The sequence below is a fragment of the Treponema parvum genome (assembly GCF_017893945.1).
GTDB lineage: Bacteria > Spirochaetota > Spirochaetia > Treponematales > Treponemataceae > Treponema_D > Treponema_D parvum_A.
Genome location: NZ_CP054257.1, coordinates 1,488,295 through 1,510,604, shown reverse-complemented (window position 1 = coordinate 1,510,604; position 22,310 = coordinate 1,488,295). Strand labels below are relative to the sequence as shown.

16 protein-coding genes and 1 tRNA gene are annotated in these 22,310 nt (G+C 45.8%); 12 read left to right on the top strand and 5 right to left on the bottom strand.

Annotated features, from left to right (window positions below; all coding sequences use genetic code 11):
* Positions 1-20: 20 nt before the first annotated feature.
* Both HRI96_RS06760 and HRI96_RS06755 read right to left on the bottom strand, forming a co-directional pair.
* Positions 21-1,109: an HU family DNA-binding protein gene (locus tag HRI96_RS06760; RefSeq protein WP_210116641.1), complete on the bottom strand. Its 1,089-nt coding sequence runs from the start codon at positions 1,107-1,109 to the stop codon at positions 21-23.
* On the bottom strand, positions 1,102-1,377 hold the full coding sequence (locus tag HRI96_RS06755; protein WP_210116640.1) for an HU family DNA-binding protein: 276 nt from the start codon (positions 1,375-1,377) through the stop codon (positions 1,102-1,104). The genes HRI96_RS06760 and HRI96_RS06755 overlap by 8 nt, the downstream gene beginning before the upstream one ends.
* A gap of 197 nt (positions 1,378-1,574) precedes the next feature.
* Between HRI96_RS06755 and HRI96_RS06750 the strand changes: the two genes are divergently transcribed.
* From HRI96_RS06750 to HRI96_RS06730, 5 genes are all read left to right on the top strand, one after another.
* A complete protein-coding gene (locus HRI96_RS06750) occupies positions 1,575-6,755 on the top strand; it encodes a FlgD immunoglobulin-like domain containing protein (protein ID WP_210116639.1) in 5,181 nt (1,726 codons plus the stop codon).
* 356 nt (positions 6,756-7,111) lie between these two features.
* A tRNA-Phe gene (locus HRI96_RS06745) sits at positions 7,112-7,184 on the top strand.
* A 46-nt stretch (positions 7,185-7,230) separates the two neighbouring features.
* Positions 7,231-8,013: a sulfite exporter TauE/SafE family protein gene (locus HRI96_RS06740; protein ID WP_210116638.1), complete on the top strand. Its 783-nt coding sequence runs from the start codon at positions 7,231-7,233 to the stop codon at positions 8,011-8,013.
* 176 nt (positions 8,014-8,189) lie between these two features.
* Complete coding sequence (locus HRI96_RS06735) at positions 8,190-9,977, top strand: flavocytochrome c (RefSeq protein WP_210116637.1); 1,788 nt, start codon at positions 8,190-8,192, stop codon at positions 9,975-9,977.
* A 149-nt stretch (positions 9,978-10,126) separates the two neighbouring features.
* Entirely contained in the window at positions 10,127-12,052 is a 1,926-nt protein-coding gene (locus tag HRI96_RS06730) for an FAD-dependent oxidoreductase (RefSeq protein ID WP_210116636.1), read from the top strand.
* A 167-nt stretch (positions 12,053-12,219) separates the two neighbouring features.
* Here the strand turns inward: HRI96_RS06730 and HRI96_RS06725 are convergent, their stop codons facing one another.
* Entirely contained in the window at positions 12,220-12,597 is a 378-nt protein-coding gene (locus HRI96_RS06725) for a type II toxin-antitoxin system HicB family antitoxin (RefSeq protein WP_210116635.1), read from the bottom strand.
* Positions 12,594-12,779 carry a type II toxin-antitoxin system HicA family toxin gene (locus HRI96_RS06720; RefSeq protein ID WP_210116634.1) on the bottom strand — a complete coding sequence of 62 codons (186 nt, stop codon included), beginning with the start codon at positions 12,777-12,779 and terminating at the stop codon, positions 12,594-12,596. The genes HRI96_RS06725 and HRI96_RS06720 overlap by 4 nt, the downstream gene beginning before the upstream one ends.
* 297 nt (positions 12,780-13,076) lie before the next feature.
* Between HRI96_RS06720 and HRI96_RS06715 the strand changes: the two genes are divergently transcribed.
* From HRI96_RS06715 to HRI96_RS06690, 6 genes are read left to right on the top strand one after another with little or no spacing between them, the layout of a single operon-like run.
* The gene (locus HRI96_RS06715; protein WP_210116633.1) at positions 13,077-14,000 is read left to right on the top strand and encodes an ankyrin repeat domain-containing protein; all 924 of its coding nucleotides are present in this window, start codon (positions 13,077-13,079) and stop codon (positions 13,998-14,000) included.
* Between the two features lie 4 nt (positions 14,001-14,004).
* Positions 14,005-15,231 carry a UDP-N-acetylglucosamine--N-acetylmuramyl-(pentapeptide) pyrophosphoryl-undecaprenol N-acetylglucosamine transferase gene (locus HRI96_RS06710; protein WP_210116632.1) on the top strand — a complete coding sequence of 409 codons (1,227 nt, stop codon included), beginning with the start codon at positions 14,005-14,007 and terminating at the stop codon, positions 15,229-15,231.
* Positions 15,224-15,703: a CvpA family protein gene (locus tag HRI96_RS06705; RefSeq protein ID WP_210116631.1), complete on the top strand. Its 480-nt coding sequence runs from the start codon at positions 15,224-15,226 to the stop codon at positions 15,701-15,703. Before HRI96_RS06710 ends, HRI96_RS06705 begins: the two co-directional genes overlap by 8 nt.
* Positions 15,703-17,112 (top strand): DNA polymerase III, encoded by a 1,410-nt coding sequence (locus tag HRI96_RS06700; RefSeq protein ID WP_210116630.1) that lies wholly within the window; start codon positions 15,703-15,705, stop codon positions 17,110-17,112. The genes HRI96_RS06705 and HRI96_RS06700 overlap by 1 nt, the downstream gene beginning before the upstream one ends.
* The gene (locus tag HRI96_RS06695; RefSeq protein ID WP_210116629.1) at positions 17,097-18,353 is read left to right on the top strand and encodes a two-component system sensor histidine kinase NtrB; all 1,257 of its coding nucleotides are present in this window, start codon (positions 17,097-17,099) and stop codon (positions 18,351-18,353) included. The genes HRI96_RS06700 and HRI96_RS06695 overlap by 16 nt, the downstream gene beginning before the upstream one ends.
* Positions 18,350-19,816, top strand: coding sequence for a sigma-54-dependent transcriptional regulator (locus HRI96_RS06690; protein WP_210116628.1), 1,467 nt, complete (start codon positions 18,350-18,352; stop codon positions 19,814-19,816). Before HRI96_RS06695 ends, HRI96_RS06690 begins: the two co-directional genes overlap by 4 nt.
* On the opposite strand, the gene HRI96_RS06685 is transcribed toward HRI96_RS06690, so the two are convergent.
* Positions 19,806-21,095, bottom strand: coding sequence for a glucose-1-phosphate adenylyltransferase (locus tag HRI96_RS06685; RefSeq protein ID WP_210116627.1), 1,290 nt, complete (start codon positions 21,093-21,095; stop codon positions 19,806-19,808). The genes HRI96_RS06690 and HRI96_RS06685 overlap by 11 nt on opposite strands.
* Before the next feature lie 398 nt (positions 21,096-21,493).
* Here HRI96_RS06685 and flgF point away from each other — a divergent pair, with 398 nt between their 5' ends.
* Positions 21,494-22,291 (top strand): flagellar basal-body rod protein FlgF, encoded by a 798-nt coding sequence (gene flgF, locus HRI96_RS06680; RefSeq protein ID WP_210116626.1) that lies wholly within the window; start codon positions 21,494-21,496, stop codon positions 22,289-22,291.
* Positions 22,292-22,310: the final 19 nt, after the last annotated feature.

The following is a 22,310-nucleotide window of genomic DNA, read 5'->3' as shown; positions in this document are numbered from 1 at the left end:
TTTTTTGCTGTGTGTGAAATTTACGGGACGTAGTTTCTTTTTATAGCGAGCGCGTCGTTATAGTCCTCTAAGGAAACTTGCGCTTTATTTTCTTCAATGAATCCGGGAAACATTATTTCACCTGAAACTAAGACGCGCACGGCTCTGAACTGTCTTATAGCGTTTTTAGGATTTTCCGGTTGGCTCTGCATTATCGTATAATAGGCCTTGTAGGTTTGCACGTAGCATTCTTTGGCTTTTTCCTGTTCCGATATTATCATTTGTTCATCAGGAATAAAGATCGTTGCATTTGCGCGAATTAGATCGGGGTCGGGATTCAACTGTGCGTTTTTTGCATATATGAGAGGCCACGCATGGCGGTTTTCAAACTGCTCTTCGGCGATCTTGTAGTAGCAGCTTCCTGCGGGAACCGTGTATTTTGAATCGGCCAAGGTATAAGAATTTTGAGACGGTTCCGTGACGGGCGCCGGTTTTTCAGAAATCACGGAAGTCTGCTCCTGTTTTGTTTCAGCGGGTTTGACTTCCGCCTTTTTCTTTCCGCCGGAACCGAACGAACCGAGCAATTTAAATAAAATAAAAAGCAGCACGGCCAATAAAAGAAAAATTATTCCGACTATCCAAGGAGTGCGGGATTTTTTGTTTTCTTCGTCATAGTCATCAAAATCGTCGTCCTGCTCTTGAAAAGATTCGACGTCGTTTTGTGAATTTCCCCAAAGAGCGGCAGGCGGAACTTCGTTCTTAAAAAAAACGCTTTCGGCTTGAACCGTTTGCTTTTTTGCAAAATCATAGCCGCTCAAAACTTTTGCCTTAAGATGCGCGTATCTTGCATTTATGCGGTCGGCCGCACTCTTGGAAGGAATAAATTTTACGCGCCAATGCGCAGGAACTTCAATTTCTTCATTTGTTCTGGGGTTTCTTTTTATTGAAGCTTCCACCCAAAGTTTTTTAAATGTTCCGAATTTATGAACTATAAAGGCCGTATTTTCTTTTAAACAACGCCGCGCGATCGCAAAAAATTCATAAGAAAAGCGTTTGGCAAGTTCCGCTTCAATCCCCGTCTTTTTTTGTATACGTAAGGCTAGGGCTGCGGGCGTAATAAAATCATTCATTTATTTCCTTCTTGAATACGGATGATAGCTTGAATTTTATCTTTATTTTTTTAGGATATTTCATTTTTTGATTTGAGGCCGGATTAAATCCGATCCGCTCCGCGACGTGCGAAGTTTTAAAAGAACCGAACCCCGTTTGCGAATAAGTTTTGCCTTCTGCGAGAACGCACAAAATTTCTTCCAAAAAAGCGTCCATCGTGAACTTTGAGTCTTTTTTTGTTATTCCGAGCGACCGTGCAATCTCGGAGCATAGATCCTGCTTTGTCATTAAAAAAATTATAACACAGTATTATAGTTTTTTAAAGCGTGCGTATTGTATCTGTTCAAAAGGAAATGTTAAAGGCGGCTCCCTGCCGTTTAACGTATGCGCAATTCGGCGTTATTTCGGCCGCTGCAATCTGTGTGCGGGAGCGTACAGTTGTAAACGAGTTTTCAAAACTCGATATTTAACCTATACTGTTCGATATGCCGGATTTTATTTTTTCCAAAAAATACAAAAAATTTACACCTGTGTTTTTTCTTGTCTGCATTCTCGCGCTTTCATGTTTAAATAAACTTTGGGGAAACGATTATTATTGGATAGGCACCACTAACAATGACTGGGCTGAACCATCAAACTGGTCGTCGACGCCCCCAGCCACGCCCACTCCTGTGTCGACATATCCCCACGAATCTAACGATAAGGCTATTATTGATACGGCGCCCAATTATCCGAAGATTTCTTCGATCGTCAGTATTGCGGAACTTGAAGTGCAAGCCGGCGCTTCCGTTACCGTAGCATCTGGCGGTGATTTGACTGTGAACGGTGCTTTGACCGGAACGGGTGATTTAATTGTAAACGGAGGAAGCGTCAGCTTGAATTATGGGACAGGCGGAACCGCTTCGTCTATAGGCGGCATGACGCTGGGAGCGGGCGCCGCTGTTGCGATCGGGAACGATGCGGCAGATTCTCTTGTGCTAGGTTCCGGAACTCTTACGCTTCCGTCAACTTTGGCTTCGCTGTCTTTGGCAGGCAGAATCACGGCTCCAGGCGGAATAAACTTGGCAAAGGACGCGACTCTCTCTGCGGATACGAAATTCAATTCTCCCGTTGTTTTGGAACAAAATATTTCCATCTTTTCAACAGGAAATATAACTTTTGAAGAAACCGTAGATACCGACACAGGCGGAGAATCGCTTACGATTAACGCGCCCGGCAAACATGTGGAATTCAAAAAGGCGGTGGGAGGAACGAAACCTCTTGCTTCATTTACTGTTGTAAATTCCGGAAGACTTACTTTTAATGACGCCCTTAAGGTTACGGGAATTTTTAAGCAGGCTAATGCCGCGACAGGCGCGACGCTTTTCGGCGGAGAAACGGCAAAGGCTTCAACTTCCGTCGGATCTGCGGATCTAAATGGAACTTCATATACATTTTACGGTAAGTTTGATGCGACATCGGGTTCAATATCTGTCACGAACAGCGGACTTTTTCTTACTAAGGAAGACGCCGACATAACGCTTTTGTCGGGTAACTTTACTCAAAACGGTGCGGGACCCAATCAGCTTGCTGGCGGAATAAGCGGATCAAGTACTGTTTCGTTTGCGACTGACGTTTATCTGTACGGTTCGGGAGGAATTGACGCTGAAATGAAGCTGGGCGATTCAAGCGGAGCTTTTACAATCGGCGTTTCAGGCGCTAAAAACTTGCATATCGCCGCGAGTTCTGCTAAGAAAATCAATATAAATTCCCCTCTTGTTGCAAATAATATCATTTTATACGGCGGAAGATTTTTTTTAGGCGGAACGAACGGAGCTGTTACGACAAAAGGGGATCTTATCCTCTTAGGGGCGGCGTATAATATTGACGACACTGCGTCCTCTGAATCTTCGGGCGTTACAGGGCTTTTTGCTTATGATCATGTTTCGCGGTATTTGTTCGGAAAAGCTGCGTCTTACACTGAAGGATTTAAAACACGTTGTCCCGACGGTACAACGCCGATACCGACGTCTTATGGCGGCTCCGTAGAAGTCTCGGCGAACAAGAAAATAACTGTAGAAAAAAACTTTTATGCCAACGGCGTGACTATCAACGGCCCCGTAAGCGGCGCATGGACTTTGGAACTCCCCGACAATGATAACGCGGCAAACGCATTTGCCGAAGCATACAACACAACAGTGTCAAAATGTAATGTGTATAAGACTGGAACTACTGATACTATGTATGTCGCCGCTGCAGAAAATTGCACGGCAACAACTTGTAATGGATGGGCCACATCCCGTCCCTTAATTCTTGCAAACGATGTTTTAAAAAGTCGCGATATGGGCAACGTTACCGATCCGTCTTGGACGCCGAATCGTTCAGGAACCTATACCGTTTACGACGATGTGATCCGCATTGAATTTGTAGATTCGTCTACTGGAAACCCGCGCAGTTTTATTGAAAATACCAATAACGAAATAAGCGCTGCGGTTTCTAATATAAAATACTACTCCGTTTCCGATGCTACAATGTACACTTTTGCAGGTTCTTTTGTCGACGCCGATTGTACTGTCACAACGAACGGGCAGGGAGATCTTTCCGTTTTTTATGTACGGACGGATCCTTTGAATGCCGCTCAGAGATGGAATACTGACGCTACGGGAATAAGCGCAGGGAACTCTCACAGCACCGATCGCGGTAGAAAAGGGGGTACTCCCGACGGAAGTTCTGCCGCGCTTCCCGCACACAGAAATTGTATTCCCTATATAAATCTGCCTAAGGCGCTTTCAGGCGTTTATCAGACTTTGCGCGACAGCCGTAAAAATCGTATCGCGCACTATGTAGGTAATTCTAATCCTCCGAATTACGATATTGACGGGGACGGAACTAATGATTCAAATTCGCGTCCGGGCGCATGTTTTACCGCCGTAGCGGATCGCGCCGATCCCGTCTTAGCCGCAGTCTATACCGGACAGGAACTGCATATTCCGTATTCTGCGACATATGACAGTCAGCCGCCCTATGACGCTCATAATTTTATTGAACTTAAGTATTCGGAAGAAATTAAAATAAGCCACGGCGGCACTGAAGTAGTGCCTAAAAGCGCCGTTAACATACCTGCAAGCGCAGTTTACGGCAATGTTGCAAATTTGACGGGCGACGGACTTGAACTTAGCGGATTTGTCAAGATTGAGAAAGGCAGGGTAAGCTGCGGAAATTCCGACGGATCCGGCGATCCTGTTTACAGTATGTATAGAAATTTTGCTCTAACGGCCTTAGATGCCCGAAGTTATACGTCGTCTTATTCTAATGAGCAGTCTTCGAGGGTGAGAATTTCTGTTGCAGGGTATTCAAACGGGCAAATATCACAGGGGGGCTATACTTACCGAAATTGGAAAGGATATATAAATTCGGATCAGATCACACCGCCCTCAGGAGAAATAACCAGAACCATTAACGCCGGAATAACGGACATTTCAGCCGCATATAAGCTTGCCTCCGTAATAATTCCCAACGCGCTCGATTCGAGTACTTCGACGGGAAATCACGCCTTGCCCGTCTTAACCGTAAACGGCGCAAGCGATGCGAACAGTGAACTTTACGGATCTTGGGATGTTTCTCCTCCCTGTTTTGCGCCTTCACGCTTTGCGTCGCCTTGGAGCAGTGCGGGCAGTATTGACGAGTATGAAGCGCTCGGTACCGGAAATTCAGGCATGTCCGTGCTGAACCGCGTAGAATTTCATCTGTTCGACAATACTCCTTCATACAATGTCAGTGATCCTGCCGCATGGCGTTCCAAGGCGGGGTGGTGCCTGGGACACGGCGCAGATGATACTGCTCTTAAAGACACATATACATATGCGGCGGATATTTTCGGGGGAGCAAAGCCTTTTGCCTTTGCACACGATTCTTCCTTACAGAATTTCGCTACGGGCGGCATCCGCTATTGCTCCTTATATGATCAAACCGATAAATTTAAATATACTACCGACCTAAGCCAAGTTCCGTCCCAATCCTTTGACGTCTCAAACGCTATAATTTGCGCGGCCAAAAGCCCGTTTTTTAACGCCTCCGGAGCACAATCCAGAAGCGTAACTTCGATGGGCGTGGACAGCCTTTATTTTTCTATTCCGTTGGCGGATCTTACCTTGCCCTTGAGCCAGATATTTAAAATCGCTTATGATAATTCCGGAAGTTATATAACCGACCTAGCCGGCAACAGAATGAAGAGCGCGGTAATAAGGACCATAGACCGCACTCCGCCCGAATTCAGCATAACGCTTGCTCCCCTCGGCGGAAACAAATTGTACATACTTTTTAATAAAAAGCTGAATACGTCGTCACTCAACTGGATTGATAATTCCAATAATGAATCAATACTAAACGCGCTTACAGAAATTCCTAAAAGCCTTGAACTTGTTAAAGCGGGAGCGATCACCGGCTCTACTGAGCTTCGGATAGACGCGACTGTCCCCGCAAAACTTTATTCGGTAAACGAGCGCTCTACGGGTTTGATTTTAACTTTGACAAAGAATGTCACCCTTGACGATGTTAAAGATCTTCATGTGTGCGTCAAAAATACGGGATTTGCAACCGATCCTGTTACGCGTGTTAATAATTCCTACGTTTCATACATTCAAGATGTTGTCGGAAATTATGCGTCGGTTCATACGGCTCACGCCCTGAGCGATTTTGCCGTAGGCGCCGTTCAAGTTCAGTATGCGTACGACAATCGCAATACCGCCTCCGGCGTTAACGTCGGTTCCGGTCTTTATGAAGACTCAAGCTGGGCTGTGCGCAATTGGGATGCGGAGCAGGGGAACTACGGAACTCTTTTGGCCGGACACGACATCTTTATAAATGCGGTTTTGTATGACGGAACGCAGGATAATTCAGGCGGCCTGTCTACGAGTCTTTCTCATACGAAAACGCCCGTCTTATTTGCCGATAAGGATCCTGACGCCGCTTCCGTTTCGGTTCAATACAATTATAATACGGGAAGCGGTTTACGCGTGTGGCTTCCTTCTACGATGTCTCCTTCGGATGTGTTCCCGAGTCTTTCATCTGCAAATAATTCCGGATTTATAAAGTTTGAGAGCGGATATTTTATAAATCCGCCTTTATCTACGGCGGCGGGATTTTTACTTCCGGTAGCTACGGACAGCCATTATAGCGATTGGAAAGCTGGCGATCAGATTACATTTATTTTCGGCCTTGTAGATAGTTCGAATAGCGAAATAAAGATTTGCCATACTCCTTTATATCCGAATATATCAAACTACTCGAGTGTTGACGACAGCGCAAAGGCTCCGTTATACGCACTTAGGCTAAAAGATCCTAACGACATAGCGTCTATAGACCTGTGGTCGTTTAAGCTCAAGGACTTGTCGTTGCAGCGCGGCGGCGTAAGCATATTTAATAACGTAATAAACGTGAATGCAGGTGAAAAGGTCGTAATTCAAGTCGATATGCCCCAAAACGGCGAATTGAACGTTGCCATTATGACGCTCGACGGCAATATCGTAACTTATCTTCAGCACGGAAGAGCATCTCAGGGCGTTCACAATTACAGATGGGACGGAAAAAACAATGCGGGAACTAAGGTTGCGCGCGGCATGTATTTTATACGTGTTTCAGGCTCGGGCTTTGACGAGACAAGAAAAGTAATGGTAGTAAAAGAGTGACGTTCGGGGCGTATGAATTGGTACTCCGGAATGTTGAGCTTTACGCGGCAGGGATTGGAGGGGTGAGCGGAGCGAAAACAAACGCTATGCGTTTGTTCGGAGGCGAAAGCCGTAGCCCCGAAAAGCCTGTTTTTTGCGATTTTATCGCAAAAAGCCGCCCTAAAATTATAAAATATGAAACTCGGGATTTTATACGCCCGATTTTTGTGCCGCGGGATTTGGGCGCGAATTTTGCCGCACTCTCGTACCCGGTTTTCGGCGGGTTTCGTTATTTCGGAATTTTCGGCGTTGCGAAAGTGATGCCGAATTCCCTTATTGACAAATTTTTTTTTTGCCTATATATTCTTATCTGTTACGCCGCTGTAGCTCAGTTGGTAGAGCAAAGGACTGAAAATCCTTGTGTCGTCAGTTCGATTCTGACCGGTGGCATTTTTCTATCCCCGTAATAGGCTTTTGCAAGAGCCGCGTCAAAATTATGGAAGTTGTTATAATCGCAGTCACCCTAATCGCTACTCTGGTAGGTTCAATCAGCGGAATAGGCGGAGGCGTGATAATAAAGCCGGTTATGGACGCCGTCCTTGACATTCCCGTTTCATCGATCAGTTTTCTTTCAGGTACAACCGTTTTGGCAATGACCGCCGTCAGCATTTTTTTTAAAAATAAAAATGTCAGTTTGGACCGTCCCAGAGGCACCTATCTTGCACTGGGAGGAGGTCTCGGCGGAATTTTCGGCAAAATGCTTTTTTCGGCGGTAAAACTCCGCGCCGGCAATGATTCGGCCGTAGGCATAACGCAAAACGTCTTAATGATAATTCTTACCGGCTCTGTGTTTTTTTATGTATTGTACAAGGATAAAATCAAAACCTACGACATAAAAAATACTTTTTTTTGCGTGTCGGCGGGACTGCTGTTGGGAATTTTAAGTTCGTTTTTAGGAATCGGCGGCGGCCCAATCAATATCATGATTCTTTCACTGTTTTTTTCTTTGGACAGCCGGAACGCCGCGCTTAATTCACTCTATATCATATTTTTTTCACAGATAATGAATCTTGTTTTCAGCGTTATAACTGGCAGCGTCCCCGATTTTTCATGGCCGCTATTGATTTGCATGATTGTCTGCGGCGTCGCGGGCGCTTCCGCAGGAAAACAGGTGTCAAAAAAAATGGACAACCGCGCCGTCGACCGCCTGTTTATGGGAATCATGCTCGTTATCATATTCATATCGGTCTATAATGTGTTCCGTTTCCTAAAATATTGAATGAAAATACCTGTGTGAGTGCGATAAATTGCATAACTTAGGCGCATAAGGTCTCCGGTTTCAGAGGCCCTTGACGGCAAGAGGCGCAAAAGGCAAAGGCAATGCGGATGTTCACATTTATGAGACGATATGATAATATAATAAAACATGTGCATTGTATTTTTATGGAGGAAAACATGAAAAAATTCGCTTTCTTAAAGCGTACGGCAGCGCTGATGCTTGCATCTTCGCTGTTTTTTGTTTCTTGCGGAGGCAACGGTAAATTCAAAGCGGGAACTTATACCGGAGAAGGCACAGGAATGGGAGGCGCTCTCACCGTGCAGGTAAAACTTTCCGATTCTAAAATCGAATCGGTAACGGTAACAAAACATAACGAAACACCCGGTATCAGCGACCCCGCGATCGAAAAGATCCCCGTGCAGATAGTCGCTTCTCAGAAAACGAACCTTGACGTTATCGGCGGCAGCACGATCACGAGCCGTGCTATTATGCAGGCTGTGGACGCTGCTCTGAAAAAGGCCGGAGTAGACGTAGAAAAGCTCAACGCGACGGCTCCTGCTTCTAAGGCAGAAACAAAGGCGGCCGATGTTGAAAAAACGGCTGACGTTATCGTAGTCGGCGGCGGCGGCGCAGGTATGGCGGCCGGCGTTCAGGCAAACCAGAACGGCGCTACCGTTATCATCATTGAAAAGACGTCCCGCGTCGGCGGCAATACGATTATGGCCGGAGGCGCTTTGAACGCGGTTGACGACGGCAGCGAAACGGCAAAAGAACACAAAGATTCCGTCGCTTTGCATTATAAACAGACTTATGAAGGCGGCGACAAACAGGGAGATCCCGCTCTGATTCATGTGCTTACCGACAATGCGTGGAAGGGCGTAGAATGGCTTAAATCCATGGGCATGGAATTCAAACCCGGCACGTTTACCGTAACAGGCGGTTTGTGGCCCCGCGCTCATAAGCCTGTAGACCCTGTAGGCACGGGATTTTTCAAAACCTATAACCGCTATATCGATTCTCACAAGGGAATTGAAGTGATGCTCAACACGAAAGGCGAAAGCTTTATAGTAGAAAACGGCAAAGTAGTCGGCGTAAACGCGATCGGTGAAACGGGTAACAAAGTTACGCTGCGTGCGAACAAGGGCGTAGTTCTTGCGACCGGCGGTTTTGCGCGCAACATTGAAATGCGAAAAGAATACAATAAACAGTGGCCGACTCTCGATGCGAGCGTTCCGTCAACGAACCCTCCGAGCTCTACGGGCGACGGTTTTGCGATGCTCGCCCCGCTCAACGCCCAGCTTGTGCAGATGGAAAATATCCAGCTTTTGCCGCTCGGCGATCCTGAAACGGGAAGCCTTTCAGGCAATATTGAAATGGACGTAGAACGCCGCATCTTTGTAAATAAAAACGGCGACCGCTTTGTAGACGAAGGCGCACGGCGCGATACGATGACGATGGCGCTGTTCCACCAGCCCGATCACTATATGTGGATCGTGCTCGATTCTCACTGCTATCCTACCGGCGATGAAAAGAACAACTTTAACGAATCTGCGAACGAACTGGTTGCAGCAGGCCGTGCGGTTAAAGGAAACTCCGTAGAAGAGCTTGCAAAAGCGATGAACGTTCCCGCAGATCATTTGAAAGCCGCGCTCGACGATTTTAACAAGCACGTTGCGGATAAATCGAAGGATGCGTTCGGACGCACGCTCTATTCAACTCCTATCGACAAGGCTCCGTTCTATGCGGCTCCCCGCGTTCCTACCGTTCACCACACTATGGGCGGCGTTAAGATCGACACGGACTGCCATGTGTACAACAAAGACGGAAAAATCATTCCCGGCTTGTATGCGGCGGGTGAAGTTACCGGCGGCATTCACGGCGCAAACCGCTTGGGCGGCAACGCACTCACCGATACGGTCGTGTTCGGACGCATAGCGGGCGCTAACGCAGCGGCGGGTAAATAATTTACGCAAGAGGCTGTCTGAAAAGCGATCGGTTTTTGCGGCAGCCTTGTTTGTAAATGCGCAAACATGAGTAAGGGCGGATTTCTTTTCGGGGACGGCCGCTTTTGTTTTTAATAATTATTAAAGTTTCCTTGATAAGGAGGAATCGTATGAAAAAGAGGTTGTTTTGGGGATTCGTTCCGGCGATGCTGTTTGCCGCAATGATATCTTTTGTTTCGTGTAATGCAGGTACTTCATTTAAAGCGGGCACCTATACCGGCGAAGGCTCAGGAATGGGCGGCAAACTTGCCGTTTCAGTGACGCTTTCAAATAAGGCTATCGAATCCGTTGAAATCACTTCACATAACGAAACGCCCGGATTGAGCGATACGGCAAGAATGGCTATTCCGGCGGCGATCGTTGCCGAACAGCGCACGAATGTAGACGTCATAAGCGGAAGTTCGATCACGAGCCGCGCGATTATGCAGGCGACGGATGCCGCTTTAAAAAGCGCAGGCGTCAACGTAGAAAAGCTTAACGCAAAAAACACGCCGAAAAATGTCGCAAAGACCCAAGACGTCGATATGACGGCGGATGTCATTATCGTAGGCGGCGGCGGAGCTGGACTTGCCGCTGCAATTGCGGCTACGGATGAAGGCGCCAACGTCATCGTCGTAGAAAAGACGGGAATTTTCGGCGGTAACTCCATCGTTTCAGGCGGTATTTACAACTGCCCCGATCCAGCTCTTCAGGATCACGCCGATATTACAAGCAGCCTTAATCCGCTCGTAGAAGCCGCTCTTGCTGAAAAACCCGTAAGCCCGCTTCACGCACAGGTACAGGCTACTGTCAGAAAGCAATTCGACGCATTTAAGAAAACAGATAAAAAAGTTTTCGACAGTCCGGAATGGTTCGCGCTTCAAACGTGGAACGGCGGAGACAAAGTCGGCGACTTGGATCACTTGCTCGTGTTCGCATCTCAAGCTCATCCCGCGCTCGAATGGCTTAAATCCATGGGTATGGAATTTGCGAATAAAATCAATTCCGCAAGCGGCTCTCTCTACATGCGGACGCACACGTCGGTCATGCCGAACGGCACCGGCTATTTCAAAGCGTTTGAAGACACTCTGGCAAAACGGGGCGACAAATTTACCGCTCTCATGGACACAGAAGCGAAGAGTTTGATAATGGACGGCAGTGACGTCGTAGGCGTAAATGCCGTAGGCAAAGCGGGGAACAAAGTTACGCTGCACGCGAAAAAAGGCGTTATTCTTGCGACCGGCGGTTTTGCCGGAAACGTGCAGCTTAGGCAAAAATATTGCCAGACCGGCAAATGGCCTGATTTAAGCGAAAAAGTAATTACGACAAATGTGGCGAGCGTTACCGGAGACGGTATTTTTATGGCGCAGGACGCCGGCGCCCAACTCATCAACATGGAACAGATACAGCTGCTCCCGTATGCGAATCCGTGGACTGGCGCTACAAGCGATATTACGCTCACATACAGCGCAAGCATGTATATAAACAAAGAAGGAAAGCGTTTTGTCCGTGAAGACGGCCGCCGCGACGAAATGTCTCTTGCAATTATCGCTCAGCCGGACGGTCTTATGTATCAGCTGTTCAGCGCGGATGCCGTACCGGATCCTGCAAAGGGCAAGACGCTCGGCGGTAAAAGCGTAGCGTACTTTCTCGACAATCATCTGGCAGGCTACGTATCGGGCGCAACGCTTGCGGATTTGGCAAAAACGCTCAATATGGATGCCGCCGTTTTGCAAAAAACGGTCGATGACTTTAATACCTACGTAGACGGTTCGGCAAAAGATCCTCTCGGCCGCATTACATGGACGAAAAAATTGGTAACCGGTCCATGGTACGCATATCCGAGAAAACCCGCTACGCATCACACTATGGGCGGCGTAAACGTCGATAACGACGCTCATGCGCTTCGTGCCGACGGTACGATCATCAAAGGGCTTTATTGCGCGGGAGAAATTACCGGAAATTATCACGGTGCAAACCGGCTCGGCGGCAACGCTATCGTAGACTTTTGCGTAAACGGCCGCAAAGCGGGCGCTAACGCAGCTAAAGGACTGTAATAGTCTTTACACAGCATAGAAGACGGCATCCTGTTTTTAAGGGTGCCGTTTTTTTATGGGGAGAATCCCTTTCTCAGTACGGAAAGCCCATGAAGAACCGGAGCCGGCGAAAGCGCTATATAGCGGCTGACGGCATAGTGCCTGCATGAAATGGGCTTGTAAAACCGCTACATTACAACGTTTAATTTTTTGCAAAGGGCCTCTTGCAGCGTCTGGCTGAAATTAACGCCCGCTTTTTCCGCCTGAACGTTAAGCCAAAAGGGTATAGTCAAAGTTTTTTTTACGGCTTTTTCATTTTCTTTATATTCGCCACATACAAAAACAACAAAGCTGTCTTTGCCGGGTTTTATTTTGTTTGCTGCAGATGCGGCGGGTAAGGTATCGACGGTATAATCGTCTTGCAAAAACAGTTCCATCGCTTCAACGGCATTTATATATGTTTCGGCCTGGCTGTCGCCTTGTGTCGTGCAGCCGGGCAAGTCTGGAAATTCAACCCAAAAACCGCCGTCTTCTCCGTGAAAAATAGCGGGATATATGACTTTCATTTATCGACCTCCAGTTTAGTTCGTTTTAAGATAGCCGCTAAAAGACCCTTTTTTATATCTTTACCGTGGACGGGGATTATCTCGATTTTTCCATTTTTTGTGATTTTATGATGACCGCCTTTTACCGCCACCATTTCCCAGCCGTCTTTTAATAATAATTTTAAAAGGTCTTTATCCTTCATATCTTGAATGATAACACGTGTAATACGTGTCGTCAACAGTCTATTTTTTAAGTGTTTTTAAGAGGCGAGCCAAGCAAATTTTCGGTCATCAACAGGCGGGCATTCCGCCTGTTCCCGCCGTCAAAAGGCGGCTCAGTTTGTGCCTATGAAAGAGCCGGTTCAATCGGCGCCAAATCAAGTTCCGATATTTGCTTAAATCCCATTCGTTCGCCCATTTCCATCCTCTAAGGATCGGATACACAAACTGCTAAAAAATCACCTTGAGAGTCTGAGGTTTTTAACGTATAATATCAGAATATGGAATGGTTGATAATAAAATCGGATAAGCGAACGGATGCGGTTTCGCCTGTTGAAGAGTTTCTGTTAAAGCGTGAACAGAAATTTTCGGTTCTGTGCCGGGAAGACATAAAGGCTCTTCACTCCGGGAAGAGATTAAAAACGGTCTTTAAAAATTTTACGCATGTGATAATTACCGACGAAGACTTTTGCAGACTTCCTGTTGCCGATTCCTTGCTCTCAGGAATGCAGTTTTTTCTGCTCGGAGAAATAGCCGGGCGAAATCTGCCTTTATATTGCGTAAATCTGCCTCACCTCACTAAGCTTGACGATTCTATCTTGAATTTTTCTTCCGTAAAAGAAGCCGTCGATTTTCTTGACAGGGAATATGCGCAGATTGAAAAAGAAGACATACGCCGCATTGCGACCGACGAACTTTTGTCAAAGGGAATTCCCGTTACTCCCGAATGTTTTGCAAGCTTTATCGTAAAAGATAAACTTCCCGTTTGCCGTCTCTTTATTAAGGCCGGAGTGGATGTGAATTCCCGAGATCCCACAGGAACTCCAATGCTTAACGTCGCCGTCAGAAGCGAAAACAAAAAAATCGTTTCATGGCTGATATCCGAAAATGCGGACATTAATCTGTGCTCTCACGACCGAGGATATTCTGCCGTCATGGACGCCGTATGGAAATCGAACGAATCGATAATAAAACTTCTGGTTGCAGCGGGCGCCGACCTTAACTGTTTAAGTAAGGACGGGCAGTCAATCCTCGTTCTTGCTGTGGGAATAGGAAAAGAAAACATCTGCCGCATACTTGCCGAAGGCGGGGCGGATCCTGACATAAAAGATTCTATGGGTATGTCGGCCTATGAATATGCCGTATTGTTCAAAAATGAAAAGATCGTAAAGGTTCTTGCTCCCTTTCACAAGGAAAGCGACTGAAACTATGTATAGAGTCGTCTTTACGGGAGGCGGAACCGGCGGACACATATATCCGGGCATTGCCGTAGCCGACGAGTTAAAGCTGCTTTTTGAAAAAAAAATGCCTTCCGAAGATCTTGAAATTTACTGGATCGGCAACCGTTCCGGTATGGACCGCACGATCGTTGAAAAAAGCATAGGCCTTAACGGAAAATGCTCTATCACGGGTTTTTACGGCATACCGTCGGGAAAATTCCGCAGGAATTTTTCATTTAAGAACTTTATCGACATATTTAAAATTCTCGGCGGGCTTGCAGCTTCTTTTTTCATTTTGCTGAAATTAAAACCCGATCTGCTTTTTTCAAAAGGCGGTTTCGTTTCCGTTCCCCCTTGCCTATGCGCCGGCATACAAAAGATCCCTGTTTATACGCACGAATGCGATTTTACGCCCGGCCTTGCTACCCGCATAAACAGTAAGAGCGCTTTTCGCGTTTTGTTGTCCTACGCCGAAACAAAACGATTTTTCCCCGTTAAAGCGCAAAATAAGCTTATGGTTACCGGAAATCCCGTCAGGCCGGCATTTTTTCAGGCGGATAAAAGCAGAGGCTTGGATTTTTTAGGGCTTACACAAAAGGATCTTGACATGCCCTTGCTTTTGATTTTGGGAGGAAGTTCCGGTTCCAAACAGATTAACGATCTTGTTTGGGAAAACCTTTCGTGGCTCACCGAACATTTTATTGTCGTTCACCAGACGGGGCGTCAACTTGGGGGGCAACAGAAATCCGTTTTTGAACCGTCCGTTGACAAAGATTCTTCGGATAAAACGGATTTTGCCGAAAAATATAGGGCAAGTTACAAACCTTACGAGTTTATCTATTCTCAGATGCCTGACGTTATCGCCTGTTCAGACATAGTTTTATGCCGCGCAGGTTCGAATTCCTTGTGGGAATGCGCCGTTCTTAAAAAGCCCATGGTTCTTATTCCCTTGTGCGGAAAGGCCACCCGCGGCGATCAAGTCGAAAACGCTTCGTATTTTGAAAAAAACGGCGCTGCGCTTACTTTGATCGGCGGCAAAGCCGATTCCGATCATTTAAAAAAGGCGTTGACGATCATGGAAAATAACGAAAAAAGAAATTCTTTTTCCGCTGCGTGCGAAAAAATAACCGCGCAGGAAAGACCTGCAGAATTTATTGCTTCTTTGTTGTATAATGAATTAATAAATAACGATATAAAAGGAAAAAAATATGTTTAATGCTATCGATGTTTTTTTTGTGTTTGTGCTTTTGATATTTGCGCTCATGGCGGCTGCAAAGGGACTTATTAAAGAATTTTTCGGCAAGGCTTCAGTTATTTGCGGTATTGCCGCCGCCGTAGTTTTTTACGGCCGGCTCGCATTTTACGCAAGCAATTATATCAAAAATGAAATTATTTCACGGATACTTTCGTTCCTTGTGATATTCATTGTCGTATATCTTTTAATAAAGATAATACAGCATCTTAGCGCGAAAATCTTTTCAAGCGAAATCATGGGCGGCCTTGACCACGCTTTGGGTTTTTTGTTCGGATGTGCGGAAGGACTTGCGGTTATCGCGTTTTTGATCGTACTTATGCGCGGTCAGCCTTGGATTGATTTCCGTAAAATTTTATCGGGCAGTTTTTTTTATAAGATGCTCGCAGATATTATATCCGGGCCGTCGCTGTACATGCAGGGATTTTTTGCCTGATGTTCGACAATATTTTGTTCCAGAGCGTCGTTTCGGAACTTAAATGCGCCGTTTTGGACAATAATCTTCCGGGCGCTAATCTGTTTTCAGGCCCCTCGTCTTCGGGAAAGCTCACCTGTGCGCTTGAAACCGCGCGCGTTCTTTCATGCAGAAGTGAAAAAAGAGGCGAGTGGAACTGCACTTGCGCTTCCTGCGTGAGGCACAGGTCTTTGACAGCCTCCGATATTTTACTGACAGGCCCCAGAGATTGCTGCCTTGAAATTTCCGCAGCAAAAAAAACTTTCCTCGACGCGGTAAATTCAAACGCCAAATTCATAAGGGCTGCGCATTACCTTTTTATACGCAGTATAAGAAAACTTACTCTCAGGTTTGATCCAGTGTTGTGGGACGGCGACGATAAAATTTCAAAAATCGCGGTTCTAACGTCTTCCATAAATGAAGGACTTGAAGAAATAGACGTTTCCCGTACACTTCCGCCTGAAAAAGAACTCGTAAAAATTTGCAGTGATCTTGAAAAGCAGTGTGCAAAACTTGAAGATGAGTTTATGTATGATTCTATCCCTGTGCTGCACGTGAGGAACGCTTCATCGTGGGCGCACTTGCCTTCCAATTCCGGTAAAAAGATCATAATAATTGAAAACGCCGACCGCATGCTCGAAGGAGTGCGTAACGCTCTTTTAAAGATCCTTGAAGAACCTCCGGCAGACACGGTTTTTATTCTTACAACGACTAGGCGAAGCGCCGTCATGCCCACGATACTTTCCCGTGTGCGAACATATTCGTTTAACGAGCGCACTTTGGAACAGCAGGCTGAAGTTATTTCCCGCATATTTCACAGCCCGCAGCATGTAAGCGCAGACGATTCCGTTCATTCCGATCGTCTTTCTTCCGCTTCCTCCGGCTCGCCGTCTTCCGTTCGTCCCTCTGTATCACCTTCTTTTTCTGCCGGCGGCGCCGATATTGGTGTCGGCGCAGGTGGCGGCGGCGCGGGTATAGGCGCCGGTATTGGTAATGTTTGCGGCATCGGTGGTGTCAGTATAGAACAATTCCTTTATGAATTTCTTCCTGTTCCTCCGGCTTCGATAAAAGAGAGCGCAAAAACTTTTATGAAAGCCGTTTCACGTTCAAAAATTCCTGACGTTCAGGCTGTTTGCAAGGCCTGCGGCAATTTTTCGCTTAAGACCGTTTTAAAGATGTTTTTACGGCAGTGTCTGAATTTTACGCGGCCTCTTTTTAAAAGCGCCGCCGGAAGTGAAGCTGCAAAAGAAATTTCAGAATCGCTTCATAAATGCATGAATAATGTTTTATCGTACAATCAATCCCCTCAGGGAGCTCTTGAGCAGCTTGTGAGAGAACTCTTAAAGATAACTGCGGTTCGTCCGGGAATTTTGCCGTGCATGGATTTGTAAAACGCGTTTCTCAAAAAGTTTCAAAACTCTCTCCCGTACAGATCGAACAGCTTTTTAACAGTGTAAGCGACGAAAACGAAACCTTAAACAGCGTGTTCGAATCCATACCCATAGGTATTTTGGTTGTAAACAAGTCTTTTATAGTCCAAAAGGCCAATAAGGCCGTAGGCCGTTATATTCCTTTTAAGATTCATCCTGAAGATCCTAAGGCTGAAAACACTCCGCTTTGGAATCTCATAGACGATGCTGAAATCGCGTCGTTTATAGAAACCTGTTATAAGCAGGACAAGACTAATTTGTGTTCGGAATTTACGGTTACGACTTCAGGCGGTTCTGCAAGATTTATAACGCTTACGCTCATCCCGCTTGTGCGAAGATATAATTCCGCAGGAACCATTATTTCCGTCGCCGACAATACCGAAAAGCGGAATCAGGATGTGCTTTTGCGCCGCATGGAAAGCCTTGCGAGCCTTACGAATCTTGCGGCAAGCGTAGCGCACGAAATAAAAAATCCTTTAGGGGCGATCGGCATACACATTCAGCTTATTCAAAAGGCTCTTAAAAAAGCTCGGGAAGGTGGAGGGCTTTTGCCGGATAAAAAATTTATTGAAAATTATTTGAATGTGATAAATGAGGAAATAGATAACCTTAATAAAATCGTAGTAGACTTTTTGTTTGCGGTGAGGCCTATAAGCGCCAACCTCGAACTGAGCGACCCGAACGCTCTTATCAAACGGCTTTCAGAGCTTTTTAAGCCGGAATTCGCACAAAACAACATAGAAACGGACATTGAATTATGCGATGCGTCTCCGCGCCTTTTGATTGATGAAAAGCTTTTCCATCAGGTCATAAGCAATATAGTTCAAAATTCTATCGCCGCGATAAAAGAGCGTTCTTTAGGGGACGAATCTTTTAAAGGGCGTTTTTCAATAGTCTCCCGCACGGATAACGATAGATACGTTCTCATCTTATCCGATAACGGCATAGGTATGAGCGAAAAAACTCTTTCTCATATTTTCGAGCCTTATTATACGACTAAACCTAACGGCACGGGGCTCGGTATGACGATGGTCTACAAGATCGTTAAAGAATTTTCCGGCGAAATCGACGTCTCTTCCGCAAGGGGAAAAGGATCCGTTTTTACGATCTCATTGCCGATTCCGCAGACGGGCATGCGCCTTTTACCGCACGACGAGGAAATAAAAAATCCTCCTGCGGTTAAAATCGAGGATGAAATATGAAATTTACGATTTTAATAATAGACGATGAAAAAAACATAAGAGAAGGGCTTGCAGCTTCGTTTGAAATGGACGGATACGATGTGTGCGTGGCTGCAGACGGGCAAGAGGGGCTTTCTTATATAGAAAAAGGCGGAATAGACCTTGTGATAACCGATCTGCGTATGCCCGGAATAAGGGGAGAAGATCTTCTTCGCCGCGTTACGACTGAATCTCCGGGAATACCTGTTATAGTGCTTACAGGGCACGGCAGCATAGACGCCGCCGTAGAAGCCATGCATAACGGCGCCTATGATTTTTTGACCAAGCCTTTAAATCTTGACCGTCTGGGACTTATCGTAAAACGCGCTCTTAAAAACAGGGAACTTTCTCTCAGACACAGGCAGCTTCAGGAAGAACTTGAAGGCCGCCATTCGTTTGACAACATGATCGGCAAGAGCGCCGAAATGCAAAAGGTTTTTGAACTGATACGGAAAGTCGCTCCGTCCAAGGCGTCGGTTCTTATTACCGGCGAAAGCGGAGTAGGAAAGGAACTTGTCGCGGATGCGATACACAATCTTTCACCGAGAAAAGATAATTCCTTTATAAAAGTACACTGCGCCGCATTGTCCGAAACGCTGCTGGAATCGGAACTTTTCGGGCATGAAAAAGGAGCGTATACAGGAGCCGACAGCCTTGTTAAGGGGAGGTTTGAGCTTGCTCATGGCGGCACGATATTTCTTGACGAGATTGGAGAAATAAATCAAAACATTCAAATAAAAATTTTGCGCGTCTTACAGGAAAAGAAATTCGAACGCGTGGGCGGAACGCAGACTATCGAAGTTGACGTGCGCATTATAACGGCTACCAATAAGAATCTTGAAGAAGAGGTAAGGGCAGGGCGTTTTCGTGAAGATTTGTATTACAGGCTGAATGTCATACACATACATGTGCCGCCCTTGCGCGATAGAAAAGACGATATTCCCCTTTTGGCTACCGGATTTTTAAACAGATTCGCAAAAGAAAATCACAAGAATATAAAAGGCATCGATCCCCGCGCAAGGGCGGCCTTGTACAAATATGACTGGCCGGGAAATATTCGGCAACTGCAAAACTGTATTGAAAGCGCCGCCGTAATGTGCAGCGGAAACGAACTTACCCTAGAAGACCTGCCTCCGTCTGTGAGCCACGTTTCTTCCGACGCTCAAATTTCGGTTCCGGCCGGCATAACCTTGTCCGAAGCGGAAAAGATAATCATATTGCAGAATTTGGCAGTCTTAAAAGGGAACAAGTCAAAGACGGCGGAAGTTTTGGGCATAGGACGTAAAACCCTACACCGTAAGCTTTCCGAATACGGCCTGGAAGACGGCGAAACCTCGTCTGAAGCCGGCACATCGGAAAATGAAGCCGACGCGGCCGGAAGCGGAGCGGCAAATAATGATGCCGTCGCGCCAAAATCCGCCGGCCATGGATATACTAAATTATAGTTCCTGCCGGCAGAATCACGCCTTTTCGTATGACTATAATTCCGTCCGAACTGTAAAACAGTCCGTGATCGCCGTTTTCATATTTGTTCCCGTCGACATTTATGCGGCAGTTATCACCTATACAAGAATTCTTGTCTATTATGGTTTTTGCGATCTTACAATTTTTTCCTATGCCCATAAACGGAATGCCTTTTTTCAATTTTTCCTCTTTTTCGGCAGTCGTTTCGTAAAAATCGCTTCCCATTGTAATCACGCCGTCAAGTTCCGTTCCCGACTCGATGACGGATCGTATTCCTATTACCGATCGATTTATGCTTGCCCTTGTGACCACACAGCCTTCGGACGTCATTGAATTTTTGATTATCGCTTCGTTATGCTTTGACGGAGGAAGGTTTCTCATCTTCGTGTAGATCGGCTCTTCTTCGTCATAAAAGTTAAACGGCGGATCTATGTCGGTTAGGGCAAGGGTCGCGTTATAAAAACTTTCTATCGTTCCTATGTCTTCCCAATATCCGTTAAAAATATAAGAGTTTATGTGCTTGGTTTTTATGGACATTGGAATTATTTCTTTACCGAAGTCGGGATATATGTTGTCAAGAACTTCTTCCATAACCGGCGCGTTAAAGATGTATATGCCCATCGAAGCCAGATATTCTTTTTCCGGCGGAAGATCTCCCCGCGCATTTTCAGGGATTTTCCAGTCGTCGATATTCATGTCGCTGCCCGGTTTTTCCATAAATTCGATGATGGTCTTTTTTTCGTTTATCTTCATTATGCCGAACCCGGAAGCGTCTTTTCTGTTTACGGCCGTAGTTGCTATGGAAATATCTGCGTTCGATTCCAGATGCTGTTCCATGAATTTTTTTAAGTCCATTCGGTAAAGCTGGTCGCCTGAAAGTATTATATAATGCGTGGGCTTTTGCGATTTAAAATGTATGAAATTTTTACGCACCGCGTCTGCTGTTCCTTCGTACCATCCTGAATGTTCCAGAGTCTGTTCCGCGGCAAGTATTTCAACAAAGCCGTTTGAAAAGCGGTCGAAGTTAAAAGAATTGGAAATATGAAGATGCAGTGAAGCGGAATTGAATTGGGTTACAAGATATATTTTTCTGTAACCTGAATTAATGCAGTTTGATATGGGAATGTCTACTATTCGGTATTTTCCGGCGAAGGGAACAGCCGGTTTTGATCTTTCTTTTGTCAAAGGATATAATCTTGTGCCTTTTCCGCCTCCAAGGATAATTGCAAGTACGCGAATTTCTTTTTCGCCGTTTGACATCTGCCCCTCCTGTTTTATGGCCCTTAATGATTTTACGCCGCCGGTAAAGCTTTGTCTACCGTGTATCTTCCATATAAATTATAAGGCCTAACATCTGAAATTACAAATAAATACTTAAATAATATTTTCGGAATCCCGATAATTAATAAAGAATAACTTTGCGATTTTATTAAATTATGCGCAAAGAGCGCACGAATTGCACTCAGTCGAAAATTGAGATTTTCTCCTTCGTGCAATTTTATAGGAAGGTTTAAAAGCCGCCGCTAAATAAGCGCGGCGTCTTTTAACTTCGAGTTTTCTTTGAAAACTCGTTTTCTAACTGTGCGCAAAGAGCGCACGAAAACGTCATCCTCGGAAATTGAAATTTCCTCGCATGCCGTTTTTATAGGAAGGTGTAAATGATACGCGGATGGTATATCGGCGCAAGCGGAATGAACGCCCAGCAAAACAGGTTGGATGCCATTTCCAATAACCTTGCGAATGTTGATACGACTGCTTACAAGCGCGACATAACAGCCAGCAAATCTTTTTCGGAATTATTGCTCAGGAGAACCGACGCGGACGGTGTATATACGACGGTCTTCGGTTCCGCCGATGCGGCTCCAATCATAGGCAAATTGGGACTCGGAGTTGAAACCAATGAAAACTACACGGATTTTGAACAAGGTTCGTTTAAAGCGACTTCGTCCAATACCGACGTTGCCTTAGGCGGCAAAGGATTTTTTGCCGTAATGACTCCTTTGGGAGAGCGGTATACCAGAAACGGTAATTTTTTTGTAGGCAAAGAAGGAATCCTTGAAACAAAGGACGGTTATCCCGTGCTGGGCGAAAGCGGAATCATCACCGTAGTCGACGATAAATTTAAAGTAAATGAGGACGGAATGATCTACGATCTTGACGATAATACCGTGATCGATCGTCTCCGCGTGGTTCGTTTCGATAACGAACGTTATCTTAAAAAGATGGGAACCAATTTGTACAATTCGAATGACATCACGGGAGAAGCTTTTATCGCCGAAGGCGACGATCGGCCGAAATTTTTGCAGGGCTTTGTCGAAACTTCCAATGTAAACGTAGTAAATGAAATGGTTCAGATGATTGAGGTGAACAGAGCCTATGAGGCAAATCAAAAGACCATTCAAAGCGAAGATTCAATGATGAGCACTCTTTGGTCGCGCATAGCGGTACGTAGGTAGCGGGCAAAAACCAGGAGAG